The sequence below is a fragment of the Candidatus Avelusimicrobium fimicolum genome, from assembly GCF_021632165.1.
Lineage (GTDB): Bacteria > Elusimicrobiota > Elusimicrobia > Elusimicrobiales > Elusimicrobiaceae > Avelusimicrobium > Avelusimicrobium fimicola.
The window spans coordinates 52,149-74,082 of record NZ_JAJWTS010000004.1 but is presented as its reverse complement, the minus strand read 5'-3'; the positions used below and the strand labels follow the sequence as shown (position 1 = coordinate 74,082).

The 21,934-nt window shown below is 42.9% G+C and carries 16 protein-coding genes, 1 tRNA gene and 1 riboswitch; of the genes, 9 read left to right on the top strand and 8 right to left on the bottom strand.

The window, feature by feature from the left end; genetic code table 11:
* Positions 1–536: 536 nt before the first annotated feature.
* A complete protein-coding gene (locus ACQY2K_RS02865; protein WP_428040681.1) occupies positions 537–3,773 on the top strand; it encodes a helicase-related protein in 3,237 nt (1,078 codons plus the stop codon).
* Positions 3,774–3,789: 16 nt separating this feature from the next.
* Positions 3,790–7,116, top strand: coding sequence for an Eco57I restriction-modification methylase domain-containing protein (locus tag ACQY2K_RS02860; protein ID WP_428040680.1), 3,327 nt, complete (start codon positions 3,790–3,792; stop codon positions 7,114–7,116).
* Positions 7,117–7,434: 318 nt separating this feature from the next.
* Here ACQY2K_RS02860 and ACQY2K_RS02855 read toward each other — a convergent pair whose 3' ends face one another.
* Genes ACQY2K_RS02855 through ACQY2K_RS02840 form a run of 4 tightly spaced genes read right to left on the bottom strand, consistent with a single transcriptional unit; the run spans position 7,435 to position 10,905 of the window.
* A complete protein-coding gene (locus ACQY2K_RS02855) occupies positions 7,435–7,947 on the bottom strand; it encodes a hypothetical protein (protein WP_428040678.1) in 513 nt (170 codons plus the stop codon).
* 1 nt (position 7,948) lies between these two features.
* Positions 7,949–9,430 carry a DNA recombination protein RmuC gene (gene rmuC, locus ACQY2K_RS02850; RefSeq protein ID WP_428040677.1) on the bottom strand — a complete coding sequence of 494 codons (1,482 nt, stop codon included), beginning with the start codon at positions 9,428–9,430 and terminating at the stop codon, positions 7,949–7,951.
* Between the two features lie 21 nt (positions 9,431–9,451).
* Positions 9,452–10,207 carry a hypothetical protein gene (locus ACQY2K_RS02845; RefSeq protein ID WP_428040675.1) on the bottom strand — a complete coding sequence of 252 codons (756 nt, stop codon included), beginning with the start codon at positions 10,205–10,207 and terminating at the stop codon, positions 9,452–9,454.
* Complete coding sequence (locus ACQY2K_RS02840) at positions 10,207–10,905, bottom strand: hypothetical protein (protein WP_428040674.1); 699 nt, start codon at positions 10,903–10,905, stop codon at positions 10,207–10,209. The genes ACQY2K_RS02845 and ACQY2K_RS02840 overlap by 1 nt, the downstream gene beginning before the upstream one ends.
* A 330-nt stretch (positions 10,906–11,235) precedes the next feature.
* On the opposite strand from ACQY2K_RS02840, the gene ACQY2K_RS02835 reads away from it, so the two are divergent.
* From ACQY2K_RS02835 to ACQY2K_RS02810, 6 genes are all read left to right on the top strand, one after another.
* Positions 11,236–12,171: a helix-turn-helix transcriptional regulator gene (locus ACQY2K_RS02835; RefSeq protein ID WP_428040672.1), complete on the top strand. Its 936-nt coding sequence runs from the start codon at positions 11,236–11,238 to the stop codon at positions 12,169–12,171.
* Between the two features lie 552 nt (positions 12,172–12,723).
* Positions 12,724–12,808: riboswitch (SAM riboswitch) on the top strand.
* Between the two features lie 93 nt (positions 12,809–12,901).
* Positions 12,902–13,024 carry a hypothetical protein gene (locus tag ACQY2K_RS02830; RefSeq protein WP_428040671.1) on the top strand — a complete coding sequence of 41 codons (123 nt, stop codon included), beginning with the start codon at positions 12,902–12,904 and terminating at the stop codon, positions 13,022–13,024.
* 9 nt (positions 13,025–13,033) lie between these two features.
* Positions 13,034–13,435 carry a hypothetical protein gene (locus ACQY2K_RS02825; protein WP_428040669.1) on the top strand — a complete coding sequence of 134 codons (402 nt, stop codon included), beginning with the start codon at positions 13,034–13,036 and terminating at the stop codon, positions 13,433–13,435.
* Positions 13,324–14,409, top strand: a complete 1,086-nt coding sequence (locus tag ACQY2K_RS02820) for an AAA family ATPase (protein WP_428040668.1) — start codon at positions 13,324–13,326, stop codon at positions 14,407–14,409. Before ACQY2K_RS02825 ends, ACQY2K_RS02820 begins: the two co-directional genes overlap by 112 nt.
* A gap of 14 nt (positions 14,410–14,423) precedes the next feature.
* Positions 14,424–15,269 carry a hypothetical protein gene (locus ACQY2K_RS02815; RefSeq protein ID WP_428040667.1) on the top strand — a complete coding sequence of 282 codons (846 nt, stop codon included), beginning with the start codon at positions 14,424–14,426 and terminating at the stop codon, positions 15,267–15,269.
* 1 nt (position 15,270) lies between these two features.
* On the top strand, positions 15,271–16,512 hold the full coding sequence (locus ACQY2K_RS02810; RefSeq protein ID WP_428040666.1) for an N-formylglutamate amidohydrolase: 1,242 nt from the start codon (positions 15,271–15,273) through the stop codon (positions 16,510–16,512).
* 676 nt (positions 16,513–17,188) lie between these two features.
* Here the strand turns inward: ACQY2K_RS02810 and ACQY2K_RS02805 are convergent.
* The 3 genes from ACQY2K_RS02805 to ACQY2K_RS02795 form a co-directional block, all read right to left on the bottom strand.
* Positions 17,189–17,263, bottom strand: a tRNA-Val gene (locus ACQY2K_RS02805).
* A gap of 260 nt (positions 17,264–17,523) precedes the next feature.
* On the bottom strand, positions 17,524–18,918 hold the full coding sequence (murD, locus tag ACQY2K_RS02800) for a UDP-N-acetylmuramoyl-L-alanine--D-glutamate ligase (protein ID WP_428040665.1): 1,395 nt from the start codon (positions 18,916–18,918) through the stop codon (positions 17,524–17,526).
* Positions 18,911–20,368, bottom strand: a complete 1,458-nt coding sequence (locus ACQY2K_RS02795) for a UDP-N-acetylmuramoyl-L-alanyl-D-glutamate--2,6-diaminopimelate ligase (protein WP_428040664.1) — start codon at positions 20,366–20,368, stop codon at positions 18,911–18,913. Before ACQY2K_RS02795 ends, murD begins: the two co-directional genes overlap by 8 nt.
* A gap of 35 nt (positions 20,369–20,403) precedes the next feature.
* On the opposite strand from ACQY2K_RS02795, the gene ACQY2K_RS02790 reads away from it, so the two are divergent.
* Positions 20,404–21,171, top strand: coding sequence for a TIGR02757 family protein (locus ACQY2K_RS02790; protein WP_428040663.1), 768 nt, complete (start codon positions 20,404–20,406; stop codon positions 21,169–21,171).
* On the opposite strand, the gene tilS is transcribed toward ACQY2K_RS02790, so the two are convergent.
* The gene (gene tilS, locus ACQY2K_RS02785; protein WP_428040661.1) at positions 21,156–21,902 is read right to left on the bottom strand and encodes a tRNA lysidine(34) synthetase TilS; all 747 of its coding nucleotides are present in this window, start codon (positions 21,900–21,902) and stop codon (positions 21,156–21,158) included. The two genes, ACQY2K_RS02790 and tilS, sit on opposite strands and share 16 nt — an antisense overlap.
* Positions 21,903–21,934 lie beyond the last annotated feature (32 nt).

Below are 21,934 nucleotides of genomic sequence, written 5' to 3'. Positions count from 1 at the left end.
TGGGGATAAAAAATAATGTAAAATAATTAATTTAACGTAATATTGCCTATAAACCCTGTATCAAAAACAAAGAAAATCTGATAACTTGAACGATGAATATTGGATTTCAAGGAATATCGTGTGAAACCTTTGTTCTTGTTGGTGTTATTCTCTAGCTAGTAAGTAAAGTGCAGGTGCAAAATGTCCACAAGTTATTCAGGTAAATTAATAGGAGGAACAGGCCAAAATGTGGTATCATAAGATTAAGTTTTAATAGGAGTTTTGCAGTACAACCGCTGGTAGCGGTAAACTTACAATTTATACTGTTTTTGGTGGTCGAAAGACCTCACTTTTGCGAAAGCAAAAGAGATTAGGAACCAAAAACAGTCGCTTTGGAACGCCACATGGAAGGCCTAATTACCCTTCTGTATGGCGTTTGTGCCCTTGCCCACATTATATTGGGCAGGGGCGGCGGCTGTTTATTTGTGTGATCCTAATCTCTCAAATAGCAGCCGCTATTTTTATTGTTTTCCAAAACAGTATTGGGAGACAATAAGATGAGTTTTTTTATTACAAATACAGATAGATTGGTTAGGGATTCCATCAACAATATTATCCCTAACTGCAACGACTTATATTTTTTAGTCGGATATTTTTACTTTTCAGGTTTCCAGTTAATCTACAAGCAAATAACACTAGAGCAAAATTTAAAGATTTTGGTAGGCCTACAAGCAGAATCCAGAATATCCAGTTATATTGAATATTCTTCCAGTAATGCTTTCCCTCCTCGCAGGGAACGCCGCAAGTGCTGGTATAAGACGGTTCAAAATATCATTGGACATAGTGATAAGTATGACAATAAGGCCAGTTACGAAGCTTTTAATTTGTTTATTAAGAAACTAAAAAATGGCACATTAGAAGTCAGGCAGACTAAAAATCCCTGTCATGCCAAAATGTATATTTTTCAAAACTCGCCTGCTCATAGCCAAAATGGGGATTTCATTGGGACCTCTATTACTGGTTCAAGCAATTTGTCCGCCAATGGCTTGGAACAAAACTTTGAAATTAATGTTTTACAACGAGATAATAATTTTGTCCAAGAAAGCATTCAAATATTTGAGAAACTATGGAATGAAAGTGAGATATTAGCAAAAAAAGATACTTTGCCCGAAGTAGAAACCGAGTTGTTAAGTAAGTTGTGGTTTTCCTGTAATCCCAGCCCTTTTTTGGTGTACTTAAAGGTTCTCATTGAATATTTTGATGTCCATAAAATAGAAGGTTTAAAAACCCCAAGCCAAGTTTTGGGGGATAATTATGCCGATTTGCGATATCAAGTAGATGCCGTTGAACAAGGGGTCAGAAGTCTCAACGAACACAACGGGGTGATTGTTGCCGATGTAGTAGGGCTTGGTAAATCTATTATTGCCACCACTATTGCAGCAAATTTTAATTTGCCTGTATTAGTGATTGCTCCACCTCACTTAATACCGCAATGGGAAGATTATTGTGTACATTTAAATAATCATAGTCAGGTGTTCAGTTCTGGAAAAATTGAGGATGCTTTGTTGTATGCGCAGAAACTTAACCGTCCTTATTTGGTAATACTTGATGAAGCCCACAATTATCGTAATCCAGATACCAAAGACTACAGTAATCTTGAAACTCTATGTCGTGGATATAAGGTAATTATTTTGTCCGCTACGCCGTTTAACAATAGACCGGAAGATGTTTTTGCATTGATTCACTTATTTCAAATTCCCGGTTATTCCACATTAAAGTCAGTTCAAAATCTTTCTTATTCCATGCAACAAATTGTTGAGGAGTATCAGAAAATTAAAAGAGAGGATAGTGATTCTGCTGACAAATACAAGAAAATTTCCAAAAAAATCAGAAACATAATTAAAGAGGTTGTAATCCGTCGCAACCGTAAAGACTTGGAATTTGGAATTTATCAAGAAGATTTAATTAAAAAGGGGATACAATTTCCTCAAATAGCAGCCCCCAAACTACTTGAATATTCTTTTGGTGATTATTCTCAAAAATATATAGAAACACTCCATCTTTTGGCTGACGAAAAAAGTCAATTTAAGGCAGCTAGATATAGGGTTTTTTCTTATGTTAAAGAAGAATATCAAGCCGAGGTGCGGGATTATTTGTCTATTCAGGGAGATCCGCAGAAAAACAATGCAAATTTCTTAAAAAGGTTGTTGGTCCGCCGTCTGGAAAGTTCTATTTACTCTTTTAACCAAACGCTTGAGAATATTATTTCTGCTACCGAAAGAACGTTGTCTTTTTTTCAAGATAAACACCGAGCTTTTATTTCTAAGACAACCTCTTTGGAGGATTTAGAAGATTTGCCCCTTGAAACTTTAGAAGAAGGGACAGATGTCAACGTTTTGGATAATTTTACTCAAAACAATATGTATATTGAATCCATTAGCCACTTAGCACCAGAACAGCAAACAGAATTGGCAGAAAAAGGTATTTATCTAATTCACCAAGATTTCTTAAAACCTGAATTTGAACAAGATTTGAAAAAGGACATAACGCTTCTTAAAAAATTAAAAGATACTTGGCGAGAATTGACTCCCCAAAATGATAAAAAATTAGTTTGTCTGAAAAATGCCCTCTATCGCCAAATAAAGGAAGATCCCAAACGAAAAATTGTATTATTTTCTGAATTTGCAGATACTATTACTTATTTGCGAAAAAATTTGCCCCAAAATGATGGCATTATTAAATTAATTTCTTATGATGCATCTCAGCCTAAAAAGATAAAAACAGCCATTCGTGCTGATTTTGATGCTAGCTTTGAGGATGCCCAAGACAACTATAATTTGTTACTTACCACGGATGCATTAAGTGAAGGTATCAATCTTAATCGCGCCGGAACCATATTTAACTATGACATTCCCTTCAATCCAACCCGCGTTATTCAACGTGTCGGGCGTATTAACCGTATTAATAAAAAGATGTTTGATGAGTTATTTATTTATAATTTTTTCCCTACCGAAATAGGCGAAGAAGAAATAAATATTCGCAAAATTACCAACCGGAAAATTACCATTATTGACGAGGTGTTTCGGGAAGATACCCGCTATCTTACATCCGATGAAACCATCAAAGCATCTTTACTACATAAGATAGAGACCAACACAGAAGAAGTCAGTTGGGAACAAAAATGCCAAGCGTTATTAAATGATATCAAAAAGAGTAATCCTGTAATATATCAGCAGGCTGCAAATTTGCCTTCGCGGGTGCGCATAGGCCGGAAGTCCCCTCTGCATTCCCCTGCCGGATTATTAATTTTTGGCCGGAGAGCAAGCGTAGGGGTGTTTAGTTTTTATGATGCCGAACAAAGCAAGATTGATTCCATTACCGATGAAAATGCGGTAAAGATGTTTGAGGCCTCGGAAGACGAAAAATCCTTGCCCATAACGGATGCCTTTTATGACAAATACCAACAAGCCCAACAGGGCTTGAACTTCAAACCCAATCCCGCGCTCACAGAAAATAAAAAATTAGTACAGGCCGTTTGGGGGCTAATCCCTCGGAGGTCCCAATCTCCCTATCTTCCATTATTGCGCGAGCTGGTTCCTCTTTTAAGCAAAGCAAAGTTGAAAATGATTCAGGCTATATGTGCTGGCACTGCGGCTAATGTTGAGCAAATTGAAAAACAATTAAAAGAAAATATATCTTCGGACTTTTTGGAGAGACAAATGCAACTGAAAGAGCAGGTAGAAAGACAACAAAAAGAAACCACCGTTATTTTATCTGTGGAATTTATCAAATAATCAAAAGGGGAATAATATGAAAATGGAAAGCTTATTGCATAGATATAATAGAACAGAAGTTTTGTACGATTTGGACACATTTTTGACAGACTTTACCCTCCAAGAAAGTGCCGTTCCTCTTAATGAAAAAAAATATGAATCAATAGACAAGGCTTATTGCTTAGGGGAAACCCCTCTTTTTTCTGTATTTGAAGTCCACCATCATCATGTTGCGGATGCACGGGTGGCTCTTACCAAACAAGCTGTGGAAATAATGAAAAGTCGCCAAAAGTTCACTGAATGCGCACTGTTCTTTTTCGTTCCTAAAAACTCCGATTCTTTTCGCATCTCTTTAGTTACGGTGGATTGGGCTGACAATAAAAAAGCCAGCAATCCTCGCCGCTTCTCTTTCCTGGTGGGAGAGAATCAAAAAATTCACACCGCAAGCCAGCAATTATCTTCGTCTGTTCGCAGTAGGGAAGATTTATTAAAAAGGTTCTCTATTGAAGTCGTTAATGATGAATTTTATAAGAAAATTTCCGAACATTTTGAAAATTTACTTAAGCAAATTGACTATCCCAATGTGTGTGAGCAAGCAAAACAGGAAGAAGCCAAACGCAATTTTGTCGTGCGTTTAATTGGTCGGCTCATTTTCTGTTGGTTCCTGAAAAAGAAACTCCGTCAGGATGGTACTCCCTTAATTCCCGAAAGTCTGCTTTCTTCCTGTATTGTGGGGAAGTATGATAATTATTATCACGACGTTTTAGAGCCGTTATTTTTTGAAACCTTAAATAAACCTTTTGAGGATAGAATTTCCAAGTGCAAAATGGGGGATTTTCAAAATATTCCCTTTTTGAATGGCGGATTGTTTGAAGCGCACTTGCCAGAAGACGGTTATAAATATGATAAAACAACAGAGACTTGCTTCTTGGGAGCATCCGTTACCATTCAAAATAATTGGTTTATCAACTTTTTTGAAACATTAGAAACCTATAATTTTACTATTGATGAAAATACTTCCACGGATATTGATTTAGCCGTTGACCCAGAGATGTTAGGGCGTATTTTTGAAAATTTGTTGGCCTCTATTAATCCGGAAACAAAAGAATCTGTCCGCAAGGCAACTGGCTCTTATTATACCCCGCGCGAAATTGTAGATTATATGGTCACGCAGAGCCTTAAACAATATCTTTACACCAAAACCGATATTTCGCACGGTGTGATAGATTCTCTATTTGATTTTGAAGATGGAACCATTAGTGATGCAGACAAACAAAAAATCCAAAAAGCTTTATTGACTATTAAGGTATTAGACCCAGCAGTCGGTTCAGGTGCATTTCCTATGGGGATGTTGCAAAAAATGCTGGCTGTCTTAAATAGGATGGGTTTATCCACCCAAAATTCCATTAATAAGACCTTGGATTATCAACATAAACTGGACATTATCCAACATTGCATTTATGGGGTAGATATTCAGCCAATGGCTATAGAAATTTGCCGTTTGCGTTTCTTCTTAACCCTTATTGTGGATGAATCTTCCGATGATCCGCAACCGCTACCGAACTTAAACTTTAACTTTGCGTGTGCAAATGCACTTATACCATTAGATAATAATAACATACTAGAACTTAAGCAAAAAATACAAAGTAAATCTGCCGAAATTGAACAGAAAGAGAAACATCCTTTATTAAAAGAACTAAAAGAACGGAATATATTGGAATTTTCTAAAGAACAACAAGAACAATTGAAAACTATTGCTAAAGAAATAACTAAACTAAAAAAAGAGAAGGAGACTATAAAAAAAGAATTAGGAATGGCGGATGTTAATAGTTTTTTAAATGGTGAAGATTATATTGCTCAGTTGCGTGCCTATAGAAAAGAGTTTTTCGCCTCTTCTGGCAAGAATAAAGAAATCTTAAAAAATAAATTTATTGAGACACAAAGTAAAATGTTAGATGCTTTGCAGGCAAATGATTGGGGAAATGGAAAAGTTATCAAACTGCAAGCATGGAAACCATTTGAAAACAATTCTACAGATTGGTTTGACCCTGCTTGGATGTTTGATGTAGAAGATGGTTTTGATATTGTGATTGCAAACCCCCCGTATATTCGAGTTCAACATATTCCACATCACTTGATAGATCTATATAAAAAAACTTATGTTACCGCATGGAAAAGAGTCGATATATCCACTTTATTTATAGAACTAATGACCAACTTTCTTTCACTGAATGGAATCCTTTGTTGTATAACATCCAATCAATTTGTATCTGCAGAATACGGAAGACTTATGCGGAAATATTTATTAGAAAAAACTTTGTTATCAAAAGTAATAGATTTTGGGGATTTAGCAGTTTTTGAAAATGCAATTACATATGTTAGCATATTCTTTTTGACAAAGAACCAAAAACGAACCTTTGAATATTATAAAGTTCCCAAATTGCCATTTGAAAGCCCACGTTTTTTTGAAAAATGCTCTATTGAAGAATTTTCTGAAGAACCATGGTCTTTTGTGTTTAGTACGGAAAAGGGCCTCTTAAAGAAATTACAGCAACACGTTCCTCTATCAAAAATTGCCTTTTCAAAAGGTGGTATTATAACGGGAAACGATGATTGCTTCATTTTTGAACAAGACAATCTTCCTGTTGAAAACCATTTATCATTAGATCTGATTAGAACAGATAATATAAATCGTTATGTGCTAGGAAGTCCAAATTTAAAAATTTTCTATCCGTGCGTTTTGGACAATAACGGGAAAACTTCTGTATTGGATTTACGGCAAATTGCTAAAAAATATCCGCGAGCGTATAAACACATTATGGACAATGCGGATGCTCTCCGAGCAAGAAAAGATTCGAGAAAAACTATGGGAGAGAAAAAAAATTGGTATTCGCCAGTACGATTTGGAACTTTAGAATTGTTTAATGGAGAAAAAATTCTTACGCCAGGGATTGTAAAACATAATAAATTTGTTCTTGATAATGTTGGATATGCTTTTTCGTTTGGAAACATGTATGCAATTATTTCACGTGGTGAAATAAACATTAAAGTATTGCTTGGTATCTTAAATTCTAAATTAGTTGAATTTTACCTCCATTGTGTTGCTCCTGTTAAACAAGGAGGGTATTATTCGTATGGTGCTACCGTCCTAGATAAAATTCCATTAGCTTACCCTGAGAAAGAAACAGAGAATAAACTCCTTGCTCTTGTGGATTACATTCTCTCATTGAAAAGACTTGATCCTCAAACCGATACTAGCAGTTTGGAAAAGGATATAGATTGTATTGTCTATAAACTATACGGATTAACTGAAGAGGAAATAAAAATTGTGGAAGAATCTCAACTGAAAAAAATCAAAAACTAACATCAAAAACTTGTCAAATTCCCTAGTGTATGGCTTAGTACTAGGGAATTTTTATACATAGTTGGGGTGTCTTCCTTGTATTGCGGTTTATCTCCGTGTTTTATTGGAAAATCAAAGCATTTTGGGGCCGCAGTAATCCGACAACTCCGACTCAAATAAGAGATTCCCGTTGAGAAACGAGAATCTCTAACTGATATTTGATATAAGGATTGAACCTATGCGTGCGCGTAAATTATATAAGCATTGTTATTCGCCCCCGACAAAATGGCTTTATGGCAATCCTTTCACCTGTTTTGAAGCGCAAATAGCGTTGCATATTTATTTTTTACCGCAGTGGATAAACGGCGGGCGGTACTTTTTGATACGCGGGTTTCGGGCCGCCGGTGGGGGAAGTGTGGGCGTTTGCGCAGAAGTTATACTTTCTCTCAAATAGCGCAAATCACACTTCACTTTGTCTTGAAAATCCTTCATTTCCTCTTTTTGTTTCTGTTTGAAGACCGCCCACTCTTGTTGCAGTAGCAACACTTCGCCGTAGGGTGAAACGGACGGAGCAGAAGCCTTTTCCCCGTTATCTTTCCCGCTGTCCACGGGAGCACGCTGTTGGCCTTGCGTTGCGCCAGTATTAGCGGTAGGAAGTGGCACCGCGTGGGCTAGCATAAAGGCCATATCTTCTTTGGCTTTATCCAAATTATGTTTCAACTCGTAATTATCACTTCGCACTTTCAGATACTCTTCCCACGCGGGTTGTTTGACCCAATATTTTCTTGACAAAAACATTACTCCCATACCGAGAGCAAAACCGTATAAACACCATAACCAAATATTTGCCATATTAATCCTCGCTCTTGGGGGCATCAGGTAATGATACGGGAGCCGTTTCGTTATCCAAATAAGGTTTTACGGAGTTTTTGTGATTAATGCCCAGCCTTTCCAAATGCTCCGCCGCCCGAATAATGCCTTGCTTGCCTTGCAAAGCCGTATTGGCATCTTCATATGCTTTATCGGCCGAGTTTAAGGCGCTCTTAATCCCGTCCATACGCTCCAAAAAGCGAAGCACCCGGGTGTGCATATCTGCCCCTGTTTTTAAGATTTCGTCCAACATTTTGCTGGTGCGTTCCACCCGCCACAGTTGTTCCACCACCTGCATAACGGAAAACAGGTTAGACGGCGTTACGATAGCCACTTTTTTAGATTTGGCATACGCGTTTAAGTCTTTATCCGCCTTTAATGCCGCAAAGTAGGCATATTCAATCGGGATAAACATAAAAACAAACTCCAAGCCGTTTTTGATGAGTTTGGCCTGATAATCTTTGGCGGAAAGTTCGTCAATATGTTTGCGGATGGCAGAGAGGTGCTGTTTCAAAAATTGCGCGCGGTCTGCTTCGTTCGTGGCGTTGCTCCAATCTACATAACTGTTAATAGACATTTTGGAGTCAATAATAATATGTCTGTCCCCCGGTAAATGGACGATAAAGTCTGGCAGTTGGCGCTCATTATTTTCGCCCTTAAAGCATACTTGTTTGTCATATTCGCGGCCCTCTTGGAATCCTGCGGATGTCAGCACTTCTTCCAAGGTCAGTTCGCCCCAGCAACCTTGCGTTTTGGGCGCTTTTAACGCATTGGTTAAGTTTTCGGCCTCTTTGGACAAAGTTTCGTTCATTTCCAGAGTTTTGGAAAGCGCGTTTTTCAATTCCTCGTGGCGGGAAATACTGCTGTCCTTAAACTGGTTTAAGGTGCCGTTAAAGCGGTTCATGGTTTCCGTTAAGGGCGTAAGCAGGCCGGCACTTTGGCTTTGCAGTTCACTGCGGGATTTGGAGAGGGCCTCCTCGGCCTGTTTTTTTAACGCGCCGACGGATTCGGCCGCCATACGGCTAAATTCACTCTGGGATTTTTCTTGCAAGGCGCTGAATTTTTTTTCTTGCTCGCTCATCAGTTGGCGCAGGTTTTTTTCTTGCTCCGCCTGGGCTTTTTCCAGCGCTTCTTTTTGTTCCCGCACTTTAATTTGTTCCTGTTCGGCCGTTTTTAACTTGGCGTTGGCGTCTTCCAGTTTTTGGGTTAAGTCGTCCAACTTGTTTTTTTGTTCCTGGTTGGTGCGCGCCAATTCCTCGGCCCGCCCCGCCGCTTTTTGGCTTTGGGCCAGTTCGTTTTGGGCGGCGCGTAATTGTTCGGCGGTGGTTTTTAAGGTGGAGTCCAGCTCGTCATATTTCCCGGCCTTAAAAAGCACGGCCTCGTCCGTTTTCGGCTTTTTGAGCAGCCACGCCGTCAGCGCGCCCACTCCGGCGCCGATAAGGGCAATTAATAGCATTGTTTCCATAAATTTTCTCCTAATGTGTGGTTATAACTCAAACCCTACGCTTAACAGCACTTGGTTATAGGTGGAGTTATACCTAAAATCTAAAAGGTAGTCGTCGGCGGCGCTACGGTCTTGGCTTCTTGCGTAGGAAATTTCCCAAAACAAGTTTTTGTGTTTTTTGCCTAAACCAAAAGAGTAAAATTTTCCGAGTTTTCCGTCCGAAGATTGAACCAGAAACCCGCCGACATTTACGCCGCCCTGCCCAAAAACATACCAATAATCGGTCCCAGTAATGCCAAAGCGTATTTTGGTACCCAGATAAATGGGGGTTATCCATAATTCTTTGGTTTTATGGGTGGGATAGGCTTCGTTGGGCAAAGGCCCCGGCGCGGAAATATTCAAGCGTTTGAGTGTTCCAGAAACTCCATATCCCAGCGCAAAGTGCCGGTTCAAATAATGGTACTGTTCCAACGCTACGGAAAAATTCCCCGCGGTGGAGTTGCTGGTAGTTTCGTCAATACCCACCGTTGTATAGGAAGGAGACCACCAAGAAGTAGACGTCATCACGCTTGCCGTTTTGTTGGCCGTGTAGTTGTGTTTACCGGCTACACTGATAGACGTTTTTAGGATACTTTCCGTAGAGAGCAACTCTTTCTTTTTACGCAATTTTTCCGCTTTTGCCTTTTGCACTACTTCCGTATCCAAAATCCGGTCGCCGGCCCCCTGCATGGTTAATGCCATGCAGGAGGGGCTCAACAGCACACCCGTAAGCAGAATTAAAAAAATGTTTCTCATCATTATTCAATTCCGTAGGGGGTATTATCCGTGGTGAATGGGCCGAAGATTTTCCAGAATTTATAGGCTTTTCCGGCTTCCATTTTGCCGCGTACCTGGTAGTTCAAAATGGTGCGTTGGGTACTCAGGTTCGTCAGTTCTACTCTAAAATGTACCAACCCTTTCTTTACATTTTTCCAATACACCACATAAAAACTGCGTTTACTGCCAATGCCGTCTTGCAACGGTTTAACGGTAATTTTATAAGTGGCGTTTTCCGGCGTATCGGCCACCGTGTAGCTGGCTTGCCGCAAGTTTTGCTCAATCATACTTTTTAAGGCGGCGTTGCGGGCGGAAGTCTGGTTCAAATCCAGTATTTCCACATAAAACTTACCGTTTTTGATGGTTTGGAAGTTTTCCGTAATGTATTTAAGCTGGTGATAATTGGAAACGAGCTTTTCGTATTCGTTTTCAATCACCGTCACGGCTTTTTTGGTGTTTTTGGGCTTTACGGCTTTTACAACGGCTTTTAATTCCTCTATATTGCCGGAATTAAAAAACAGGACTTCCGTGGTGGCAATTTCGGCCGACGCGTTGCGCAGTTCTTGTTCATACGCGTTGGTATAGGCATAATCCGCAGTGTTTTTATGCCCGTCAATAAAGGTGCAGCCGGTCATCATCAGCCCGGCGCACAAAAGTACAGCAAACGACGTTTTCGTCATGAATGCCTCGCAATTAATGGGTAGAGCTAAGGGAAAGGGGGCCTTTTTAGAGCATAAAAAAGCGACGCATTACCCTGAGCTATTCCACTAACCCGTAGTAATAGGCGCCGCCGCCTGTCCCCTTGCGGAAACAGGCAAATCAAACGACTATCTTGGAGTGGAATATGCCTCACAACGTGTTTTTACACCCGTTGCCCGGCTATGCGCAGGCCGTACCTGCGCTTCCTTGATAATCACAATTATCTTCTATTAATATAGAATTTTTGGAGGTTTTTGTCCAGCCACTTTATAAAAACGACATTAAAACGGCAAAAATGCTATAATAAACCTATGTCTAAAGAAATCGTCAGCAAAACAAAACGCATGGCCGATATTTTGGCGCTTTTGGAACAAAGCGCGGTCAATATGCCGGCTTTGGTGGAAAAATTAGGGGTATCCAAACGCACCTTGCAGCGGGATTTGCGCCTGATGCAGGAAGCCGGCGTGCCGGTTGTGTCCCCTAAACAGAGCGTTTATACATTTGTGGACGGTTTTTCTTGCCGGAGAGTGCGGGTTTCGCCCATGCGCGCCGCCTTGCAGGTGACGGCCTATGAGGTGGCTAAACAGTGCGGGGTGGACTTCCGCCCTACCACCCAAGAGGTGCGCGCCCTGTTTGCGCCGAAAGACTCGGAAAAATGCCAAACGGCCAAAACGGCGGATTTTGAGCCGCAGTTTGGGCTGAACGGCCAAATGATTTTTAACGCGTGCGAAAAGCACCAGTTTTTGCGCATTACCCTGCCCAAAAAGCGCAGTTTAACTATTCGCCCCTACCAGGTGTGGCTGATTTTAGGCCGTTGGTATGTGGTAAGTATGAACGCCTCGGGCGAAATGAGCCGCTACGCGGTGGACGAAATCAGCGCGTGCGAACCGCAATTTAACCCCGGCTCCTATGTGCCGGCCGAGTTTACGCCTATCCCTTTTGCGCTTTGGCCCATTTGGAAAATGACCCGCACTTGGCTGAACCAGGATATGAACCGGAAGGCGTTTTTGGCTCAAAAATTGGCAAATGACGTATTAATGTCGCAAAAGCAAAAAACGGAACAAGCCCCTGCCACCGCGGCCCCGGCTCCGTCGGAGCAGGCTGAAAAAACAGCGCCGCAAAGCGTGCCTAATTTGCCGCAAAACATGCCTGCCGGGCCGCAAAATCCTGCCGAAACCGAGTCCCAAAACCACGATTTAGCCTCCAATTCCCCTGTTTTACCCCCAGAAATTCAAATAGATGGCTAAAAACGCCGTTATTGTGGCGTAAACAAATCGGCCATTGACAAACCCCGTCTAAAATGGTATAATATATTTATAAGAAAGATAGAAAACGGCTTTTTAGTGTCGTTTTTATAAAATTAACCTTATTTTCGTTTTGGTCCGGGTTTGTACCTGTTGGCGCGAACGCAACGGCAAGCCCACCGCCAAATTTCCCGCATTGTTTAGAAAGGTTAATGGTTGGGTTGTTGTTAAAAATCGCAACCGGGGTGTTTTATTCCCTAAAAATGATTTTTAACGACATATTAAAGACGGTATTTGAAAATTATAAAGAGAGGTGTACTATGAGCCAGAAAAAACGGATTATTGTTTGCAGTCAGTTTGTGCATCAAGCGGCGTACCCGCGGATGGGGAAAGGTTCGTCTTCTCTTTATAACAGGTTTGAGCCATTGAGCGACGACCACGGAAATTTTTATTAATATTCCACTAACCAGTAGTAGTGGGGGCCGCCTGTCCGCCCTACCGGCAGGCGGCTTTACCGAAAACGAGGTATTATAGAACATAAACAATTAAGTCATATATCCATTTAGAGTGTACGAGGGACAAGCCCTGGGACTACACAGCAACCTGCCAAGGCAAGGTGCTAATGCTTGCACAATGGGAACTAAAACAGATTTTTAGCCTTTAGAACCCATTTGAGACGATGGGTTCTTTTTTTACAACCACTCTCATCAGACAAACAGGGAGTTTTTTATTTATGCAAAAAGTATATGTATCAAGAAAAGCCTATATGGCGGCGTGGGCCAAATACAAACCGGTGGTGGATACGCACCAACCTTGCACTTACGGGCATGACGAAAATTTAATTTACGGTTATTAAGGGGAAACTATGGAAAAGGAACAAAAGAAAATAAACAAATATGCCTCCCGTTCCCAAATGGTGGAAGATATTATTACTTGGAACGATTTTTACGGCCCTGCCACCAAAGAGGCCGCGTATAAGGAGCGGTTTGCCGAAATACACGCCCGCCTGTTGCACTCGGACGGCGCAAAATTCCCCTTGGCTGCCTTTATCCAAAAACATAAATTATCCGCGGTGGAAGTGTTTTTGCTATTGCGGGTATCGGCATGGATACCTTGCGGCTCGTGTCTGTCCCGCTCTATAAAATTACAACTCTTTTGCAAGATGCGCAAATTATCGGCACGCGCACGGAAGCCATGCGTGTTTTATTGGACCGCCAAAGCGCTTTATTTACCGCAGGGGTATTGGGCGTTGCGCGCGGGTGCATAGAGTTAAAGCATAATTTCCTGTCGGCTCCGGCCCTCGCCCGCAAAAAAACGGTTAAAAAGCGCACCCTCAGCCCTCTGCGCGTATTAAAAGAATTAAATAAATATGTAATTGGGCAAGAGGCGGCCAAAAAGCAACTGGTGGCGGGCGTGTTTGAACATTTGGCCAAATGCGCGCGTGCCAAAAAAGGCGAACCCTTCACCAAAAGCAACATTTTTATCAGCGGGCCGACGGGGTGTGGCAAAACGTATCTGTGCCAATGTTTAGCCAAAATACTCAACATTCCGTTTATCCACGCGGACGCCAGCCAATATACGCAAACAGGATATTCGGGGTTAAATGTAAGCGATATACTTACGCCGCTATTATCCCAATGCAAAGAAAGGGGGAAACTGCCGGTTGCTATTGTGTTTGTGGACGAAATAGACAAACTCCGCGCCAATACGGAGCGCTGGGGAGTATCAAGCACCAATGTTCAAATGGAATTTTTGCGACTTTTGGAAGCCAAAACGGTACTTTTGGAACAGCGGCTTTTGGGGCGGACGACGACAGAGGTTGACATCAGCCAAGTGCTGTTTGTGGCGGGCGGCGCGTTTGAAAACCTGCTAGTGCGCCACGATGCCGGAAAAGACATCGGTTTTACCAAAGCGCCCGCGGTGTATGGTAAAACGCTGACGGCGGATGACTATATACAATCGGGCATAGTGCCGGAGTTAATGGGGCGGTTTACCTATTTGGTGCAGTTAAGCGGGTTGGAAAAAGACGAACTGCGCCGTATTTTGCTAAACCCTTACCACGGGCCTTTTCAGCAATACAAAGACTTGCTTAAAAGCCAACAGGAACTACTGCCGGAATTGGTGGAGCAAATGGTCAATGCCGCCTATGAACGCCGCTTGGGCGCACGCGGACTTCAACAGCAGGTGGGGCGGCTGTTCCAAGAGCAATTTTTACAGCAGAGTGTGCAAATTGAACTATAAGAGGAGCCAAACGTATGGAAGAAGAAAAAAACAATCCTCCGGCACAAAATAATAGTGCCGGACCAGACAAAAAGAAAGAATCCGCCAAAGGATTAACCGATAAGGAGATGCAGGATATTATAGAGGAACGGGCAAATTTCTTACAAACAGGAAAAATCTCCGGAGTTGATTTTCATACTGGCAGAAATTTAGTTGCCAGCGGGCTAGCCGCTCTTGTTGGATACTTTGGTTTCGTCCCTCTTTTGGTGGTATGGTATTTTAATAATACTTTTCTTGGCGCAAATAGCGTACCACTTTTTAAGTTTTTAAGTATGGATAATAATGGAGATAATATGGGAATATCTATTTTAGTATCACTTGGTATTGTAGGGTTGGCGTTGTTTGGGGTGGGCTGTCTTATTGCGCTTATCTTTACGGGTGGTTTGAACGGCCCTGATTTTACCAAGAAGTATGAAGAAGAATGTGAAAAAACAAAAAAATTAGTGTTGGAATTGGGAAAGCACTTGAAAGAAGATGTGACACCGGAAATTCAGAAGGCGGAAATAACTATAAATGCGCTGCATAAAGAAAACACGAAACTTGAAAAGGCCCTCAAAGCCAAAGAGGAAAATTTTGGCAGAAGAATAAAAGAATTGTCTGCCCGCAACAAAGAAAATGAAAAAGTGGCCCTTTCTTTAATGAAAGAAAATGACGATTTGCGGGCGGAACAAAACCTGTTGCGCCGCCAACTGGGCAATGTGCAGGAGGATTGCAAAGCCGCCTTGCGTAAAAAAGAAAACGAGTTGGACGAAATGGCCCATAAAAACAATCTTTTACGGGCAGATTTGGAGCATTTGCGTACCAAAAATCAGGGAGAATAAAATGTTGTCTTTACAAACACACGAAAAATTTATGCAGTCTATTGCTCCACGCGAAATGGAGCCGGGGTTTTATCAAGTGCATTGGTTTAACCCAAAGCCTATTTCGGGCTTCCCCGGTATGTTTGGTATGATGCACCTGAGTTTAGAGAGCAAAAATAACCAAAAATCCTTTGTGCGTAACGGCCAGGAGCCTCTTTCGGGAGGAATGGTTATTTTGCCCATTGGGCGGGAAATTAAACAGGTAGATGAGGTGTTTGCAGCCGTTGGTGCGGTACAAGGGCAGGGTTTTACAGGGAGGTATGTGTTTCAAGGAAATACCTTTTATAAAAATTCCCATACGGCGGATTTTGCCCAAGCCACGTTGCCGGAGTTAAAGCGGGTGGCGAGTTCCCTATTAAAAATGCTTCACTTGCCGGCCGTGCTTATCAAGCATTTTGATAGTGGTAATATTTATGTAATGACCCCAGAGTGGAAAGAGGGTGTTGTTTTCCCGCGGGATTATTCCAATGTGGTGGCGTGGCTGCCGCATACCAGTGTTTTTTTACCAGGAACGCCGACGGCAGATTTGCGGCGGGATGCACATATTTTAGCCGATTGGCGTTTGGAAGAAATTTGGAACTTTTTGCCTAGTCCGCTGACGAGCGACTATTCCCGCTTTGCGGTAGATTTGGAACGCTATGCAAACGATAAAAAGGAGCCTATGGCTCAAGCGGGTATGGGCGTTTTGTATAACCGGCTGATTGACGGCATTAAATTTGACCGCAAAATATTAGGCCCGCAAAAGCGGCTTGTGAACTATTACGAAAAACAGCATAAACGCCTTAAAAAAGCCGTTTTACAGGCCGGAGAAGGGGCGCTACTGCTGGATTTGCACAGTTTTTTCCCCGCGCCGCTCCCTTGCGATAGGGATAAATCTATGCCCCGCCCCGATATTTGTTTGGGGTTTAATGACGATTTAACCGCGCCCGATTCCTGTAAATTGCGTGCAGTGGAAAATATGCTAAAAAAGTGCGGCTACCGCGTGGCTATAAATAGCCCTTTCATGGGAGCAATGACCACCCCGGTAAACATCCGCTATACGGCGCTGATGATAGAAATTAATAAAAAATTGTATCTACCAGAAGCGGAAATTTTTGCACCCAGTACAACTAGGGAAAAACAACCTTTATTACCTAATGCGCAAACCTTGCGTGAAGCGTTGCAAGATGTGGTGGAAATTTTATTAGAATGTTCTAGGAGTTAACCTCGGATGAAAGTGTAAAGAAAGAACTTGCCAAACAATTACCCTAACATAAGGTCAAATATTAGGCCATGTGCGTAAAGTTTCTTCTGCGGAGATATGGTAAATTGCACACCATATCTCCGTATTTTATGGAGGAAATTGAAACGTTTGGGCGCTTTAATAAGCCAATATAAGCATACTATTTGTTGTGCCTTATGATATCTTTGTCTCCATAAATACGAACCACGATACTGCAGTTTGGGAAAATTCTCCAAAATTTTTCCCGCAAATTTTTAGAGAGGGCATTATGTAAAAAATCCCAGAAAAATTTTTGCCCCAATCCTCTTTTTGTAAATCAGAAAAAATTATTTTTGTGATGTTATAAACTACTGGTGGCATAAGAGCGCCTACAACCTTCTTTTTGACCGGCGAAAGCAAGCGGCTGGGGTTGGCGTTAAAGTTATCAATAAGGGCTAAAATTTTATTTTCCCAAGGACAATAAACTGTACAGGAGAGAAAATATTAGTATTGCCCCAAAACAGCGAACAAAAACCTCTTGCCATTGCCAAAATATTGCCAAAAAAACTACAAAAAACCGCAAAAATGCACAAAAAATGACCCTTTTGGATTACTAATCGAAAAAGCAATAAAATCAGTATAAAATAAGAAATCCTCGTCGTAAAACGAGGATTATAAATGGTGCCCAGTATAGGGATTGAACCTATGACCTTTCCCATGTCAAGGGAACGCGCTACCGCTGCGCCAACTGGGCTTAAATTCGTTACGATTTTACTGCCTTGCCTAGTGGGCGCGTTCCCTTATAGCGGGAACGGTCTTATGGGATTAGCGCTGCGCCAACTGGGCATAAATTTGTTTGACTACTTATTTATTATACAAAATAACCCGCCCTAAATAAAGAAAATCCTTTGTTTGCCGTCGGGAAAGGTTAAAGCCGCAAGGACTTCTGCCAGCAAGGCCAAAGCAACAAAGAAAGGTATTTTTTACTTTGACGGTTTTGTGCTGAACGGATTTTTATTTCTTTTTGGCGGTACGGTCTTTAAAAATATGTGCATCTACCAAGCGTTTGAAAATTTTTCCGCGCTGTTCAAAATCCTTAAATTGGTCAAAACTGGAACACGCGGGCGACAGCAACACCACATCACCCTTTGCCGCACCGGCCATAGCCATTTCTACCGCCTTTTCCAAAGAGCCGCAGCGCATCAGCGGAAAGGCCCCGTGCAACTCCCGCTCAATCTTATCCATCGCCTCACCGATTATCAGGACGCGCTTGCAATAATCTTTTAAATATGGGAGTAATACCTCGTAAGAGGCTCCCTTATCTCGTCCGCCTAAAATCAGCCACAGATTTTGTGTCTTTTCAAAACTTTTAAGGGCTGTAATGGTGGAATCTAAATTTGTGGCCTTGGAATCGTTTACATACACCACGCCGCGGTGGTACGCAAATTGTTCAATGCGGTGCTCCATGGCTTCAAACTTATCAAATACCGTTTGAATTATTGTTGCGGACACGCCGGCAGACAAAGCCATTAACGCGGCGGCCATAGCATTTTCCACATTGTGAATCCCTTTTAAATGTGGGGGGCGGATTTGGTGTCCCTCGCTGAAAATCAGTTCATCTCCGTCAAAAAACACGTCCGTTTTGAGCAAATGTTTGGGATGTGTGGAAAATGCCAACACCTTGGATTTGGCTTTTTCCACCAATTCCACACAAACGGTATCGGCGCCGTTTACCACCAACACATCGGCGGTGCGTTGGTTTTTAAACACCTTGGCCTTGGCTTTGATGTAGTTCTTCATTCCGCCGTGGTGGTCCAAATGGTCTGGTGTTACGTTTAAAATGCAGGCAAAATTCGGGCGGAAATAGGTGCTGTCCTCCAATTGGTAACTGGATACTTCAATTACCACATCATCACCTTTTTTTACTTGTCCTGCGCAGAGCGAAACCGGACTGCCGATATTGCCGCACACAAACACTTGGCGTCCTTTATTTTCGCGTTGGGCTTGCAGTTTTAAAATTTCGCCCAGCAGCGCGGTCGTGGTTGTTTTTCCGTTTGTGCCTGTTACCGCAAAGACACGCACCCCTTTGGGTATAAAGGCAAGTGCGGTTTCCAGTTCGCTAAATACGGGAATGCCCAGTTTTTTGGCTTCCGACAAAGCGGGAGATTTAGGAAAAATGCCTGGGCTTTTTATCCAAAAATTACATTGAAAGAGGGCTGATGAGTGCCCGCCTGTTTCCACGCGCACCCCTTTGGGAAGCGCAAAAGCCTCCGCGTGTGCCATAGGGGCATCCTCGCTGATGAGTACGTCAAAGCCGTTTTTCGCAAGCAAGGTGGCCACGGCGCGCCCGCTTTTTCCCAAGCCTAAAACACCCGCGCGGTTGCCGGATAATTTTTCTCTCTTAAACATTTCTTTTTCTCCCGTGCAAAAAGGCGCGGACGGTTTCCTGGTCGGAAAAGTGATTTTTTTTCGTGCCGATAATTTGGTAATCCTCGTGCCCTTTCCCTGCAATAATTACGATATCATTTTTTTGTGCAGATGATAATGCCCGGCGGATCGCTTCGGCGCGGTCAGGCACCAATTCGTAATTGCTGGCTCCTTTCATTCCTTGCAAAATATCGTTAAAAATTTTTTTCGGTTCTTCGCAACGCGGGTTGTCGTTTGTTAAAAAAACATAATCTGCGCGCGTGCAAGCCGTATGTCCCATTAACGGACGTTTGGTGCGGTCCCGCTGGCCGCCACAGCCAAAGACGACAACCGTGCGCCCTTTTTTAAAAGGGGCAACCGTATCCAAAGCGCGGTTTAATGATTCGTCCGTATAGGCAAAATCCACAAAGGCAAAAAAGTCTTGGCCTTCGTCTATGCGCTCCATACGGCCCGGCACACCGGGCAAGGCGGCAAGGCCTTGTCTAATGGTTGCTTCGTCTATCCCATTGGCGCAGGCTGCCGCATAAGCGGCCAAGGCATTATATACATTGTGCCGCCCCAATAAGCGGATTTGCAGCGGGGACCCGTTTACACAAAACGAGGTTCCCTCCAAACTTTCGCAAATGTCTGTGGCTTTAAAGTCGGCTTCTTTTTCCAGCCCAAATGTAATCACATTCACTCGGCCCTTTAATAAATTTATCAAGCGTTCGCCGTATGGGTCATCCGCGTTAATGATAGCGGTGCGGTTGGGTTTTGGATTGGCGGGGTCAGCCAAGTTTTCAAACAGTTTTTGCTTGGCTAAAAAATAATTTTCAAAGGTGTGGTGATAGTCCAAATGGTCGCGCTGTAAATTGGTAAAAACAGCCGTATCGTACCAAATGTGCTTAACACGCTGTTGGTCCAATGCGTGGGAGGAGACCTCCATTACCACATTTTGGCATCCGTCCTCTTTCATTTGCGCAAGCAGGTTAAAAAGGGGAATAGCCGCCGGTGTCGTGTTGGGGGCCGCGCAAAGCACTTTCCCGCCCATACGGTAGTTAACAGTACCCAGTACGCCCACTTTTCGCCCGGCACAAGTTAAAATAGATTCCAGCAAATACGCAATAGAAGTCTTGCCCTTGGTCCCTGTAATGCCAATCATTTGCATTTCATTTGACGGCTTTCCGTAAAATTCATAGGCGGCATCCGCCATATCGCGGTCAATATCCGTAGATTGCAAATAAGGGGCAGGGCAATGTTCCGGCCGGGGTTGGGCGGATACTACCATTACGGCACCCCGGCGGACGGCCTCATTAATAAACTGGTTACCGTCTGCATTGGCGCCTTTTAAGGCAAAAAAAATGCTTCCCGGGTGAACCTCTTGCGAGCGGAACGTAAGCCCGGTGATGTGCAAGCCTAATCGGGTGGCTTCTGATAATACAATGCTGGACATATAAGATATGGTATCAAATTGCTAGAATATAGAAAATGAAAAAAACGACCCGCTATTTTGAAACCTTATATACCCGATACAACAAACGCAGTTTGTGTAACCCGGACCCGCTGCAATTTTTGTATGATTATCCCGCCGTGCGCGAGCGGGAAATTGCCGCGTTGGTGGCGGCTTGTTTTGCATACGGGAACGTCAAGCAGATTATTAAAACGGTAAGTTGGGTGTTAAACGCGGCAGGCTCTTCCCCTCGGCAGTTTGCGTTGTCTGCCACTCCCGATAAACTGGCCCGTATTTTTAAGGGCTTTAAATACCGTTTTACTGCGGAGCAAGAAATTATTTCCTTTTGGCTGGCTGTTAAAACTATTTTGCAGAAATATGGTTCGCTGGAAGATTGTTTTTTGGCTTATTATACCCCGGCGGATGAAACAGTACTCCCCGCGTTAAAAGGTTTCGCGCGGGAACTGCTCCGCGGGTGTGATTTGCACTCCCTGGTGCCGGACCCGGATAAAAAGAGTGCACTTAAACGATTAAATTTATTTTTGCGCTGGATGGTGCGCAAGGATGAGGTGGACCCCGGAGGCTGGGCGAAAATAAGCCCCGCACAACTGCTTGTACCGCTAGACGTGCATATGCACCGCATCGCCCAAAAACTGGGCCTTACCAAGCGAAATGCGGCGGATATTACCGCCGTGTTGGAAATTTCCGCCGCGCTCAAAAAGTATTGTCCGCACGACCCTATCAAATACGATTTTTGCTTAACGCGCTTTGGCATTCGCGACGATATGAGTTATGACGATTTGTGAGCGGGCTTGCCAAATAATTTTTCCAACTCGGCCGCCATTAAGGCCAAGTGGCTTTTAATTTTCGGCTGTTTGCTTTCTAACAGAGGCAGCAAGGTGGCGCGTACCCAGTTGCGGGTGTAAACGTCATCAAAATTTGTTTGGTCCGTAATGTGGGTAAGCCCATTATTTTGCAAATATTCTTCGGTTTCCTGCCGGGTGATGCACATCAGCGGACGGACGATTTCCACCCCTTTGGCAAGCGGCCGTTGTATGGGAATTCCCATTAACCCCTTGGCTTTTGTTCCCCGCAGTAAATTCAGCAAAATGGTTTCGGCCTGGTCGTCTAATTGGTGGCCGAGGGCCAGTTTGCTAGCACCCCATTTGCGCGCTATTTTGAGCAAAGCCGTATAGCGGGCTTTGCGCGCGCCGTGCTCCGGACTTAAATTAAATTGTTCTGCGGTTTGCCGTGCATTTACTTGGGTGGAAAAAAACTCAATGTCTAACTGCCCGCATAAATTGCGGCAAAAAAGTTCATCGGCTTTTGCCGCCGGCCCGCGCAACCCGTGGTTGACGTGCACGGCCGCCAGAGAAAAATGTTTCTCCTTGGCCAGGTATTGTAAAAAATGAAGCAGACAAACAGAGTCCGCCCCGCCGGAAAGGCCGACTAAAACGCTGTCTCCGCGGCTGATTAACCGTGCGGCGAAAGTACGCATTTTAGGGAGGACGGAAGCATTAAAACTCTTTTTTGTCATATAAAAAAGTATAATAAATAATAAGGCTAATG

Bases quoted from the DNA above. Each gene is read 5' to 3' on its own strand.
- rmuC (WP_428040677.1), bottom strand. From the start codon at position 9,430: ATGGAAACAATGCTATTAATTGCCCTTATCGGCGCCGGAGTGGGCGCG.
- ACQY2K_RS02845 (WP_428040675.1), bottom strand. From the start codon at position 10,207: ATGATGAGAAACATTTTTTTAATTCTGCTTACGGGTGTGCTGTTGAGC.
- ACQY2K_RS02840 (WP_428040674.1), bottom strand. From the start codon at position 10,905: ATGACGAAAACGTCGTTTGCTGTACTTTTGTGCGCCGGGCTGATGATG.
- murD (WP_428040665.1), bottom strand. From the start codon at position 18,918: ATGTTTAAGAGAGAAAAATTATCCGGCAACCGCGCGGGTGTTTTAGGC.
- ACQY2K_RS02835 (WP_428040672.1), top strand. From the start codon at position 11,236: ATGTCTAAAGAAATCGTCAGCAAAACAAAACGCATGGCCGATATTTTG.
- ACQY2K_RS02865 (WP_428040681.1), top strand. From the start codon at position 537: ATGAGTTTTTTTATTACAAATACAGATAGATTGGTTAGGGATTCCATC.
- ACQY2K_RS02790 (WP_428040663.1), top strand. From the start codon at position 20,404: ATGAAAAAAACGACCCGCTATTTTGAAACCTTATATACCCGATACAAC.
- ACQY2K_RS02830 (WP_428040671.1), top strand. From the start codon at position 12,902: ATGCAAAAAGTATATGTATCAAGAAAAGCCTATATGGCGGCGTGGGCC.
- ACQY2K_RS02860 (WP_428040680.1), top strand. From the start codon at position 3,790: ATGAAAATGGAAAGCTTATTGCATAGATATAATAGAACAGAAGTTTTG.
- ACQY2K_RS02855 (WP_428040678.1), bottom strand. From the start codon at position 7,947: ATGGCAAATATTTGGTTATGGTGTTTATACGGTTTTGCTCTCGGTATG.
- ACQY2K_RS02825 (WP_428040669.1), top strand. From the start codon at position 13,034: ATGGAAAAGGAACAAAAGAAAATAAACAAATATGCCTCCCGTTCCCAA.
- ACQY2K_RS02810 (WP_428040666.1), top strand. From the start codon at position 15,271: ATGTTGTCTTTACAAACACACGAAAAATTTATGCAGTCTATTGCTCCA.
- tilS (WP_428040661.1), bottom strand. From the start codon at position 21,902: ATGACAAAAAAGAGTTTTAATGCTTCCGTCCTCCCTAAAATGCGTACT.
- ACQY2K_RS02795 (WP_428040664.1), bottom strand. From the start codon at position 20,368: ATGTCCAGCATTGTATTATCAGAAGCCACCCGATTAGGCTTGCACATC.
- ACQY2K_RS02815 (WP_428040667.1), top strand. From the start codon at position 14,424: ATGGAAGAAGAAAAAAACAATCCTCCGGCACAAAATAATAGTGCCGGA.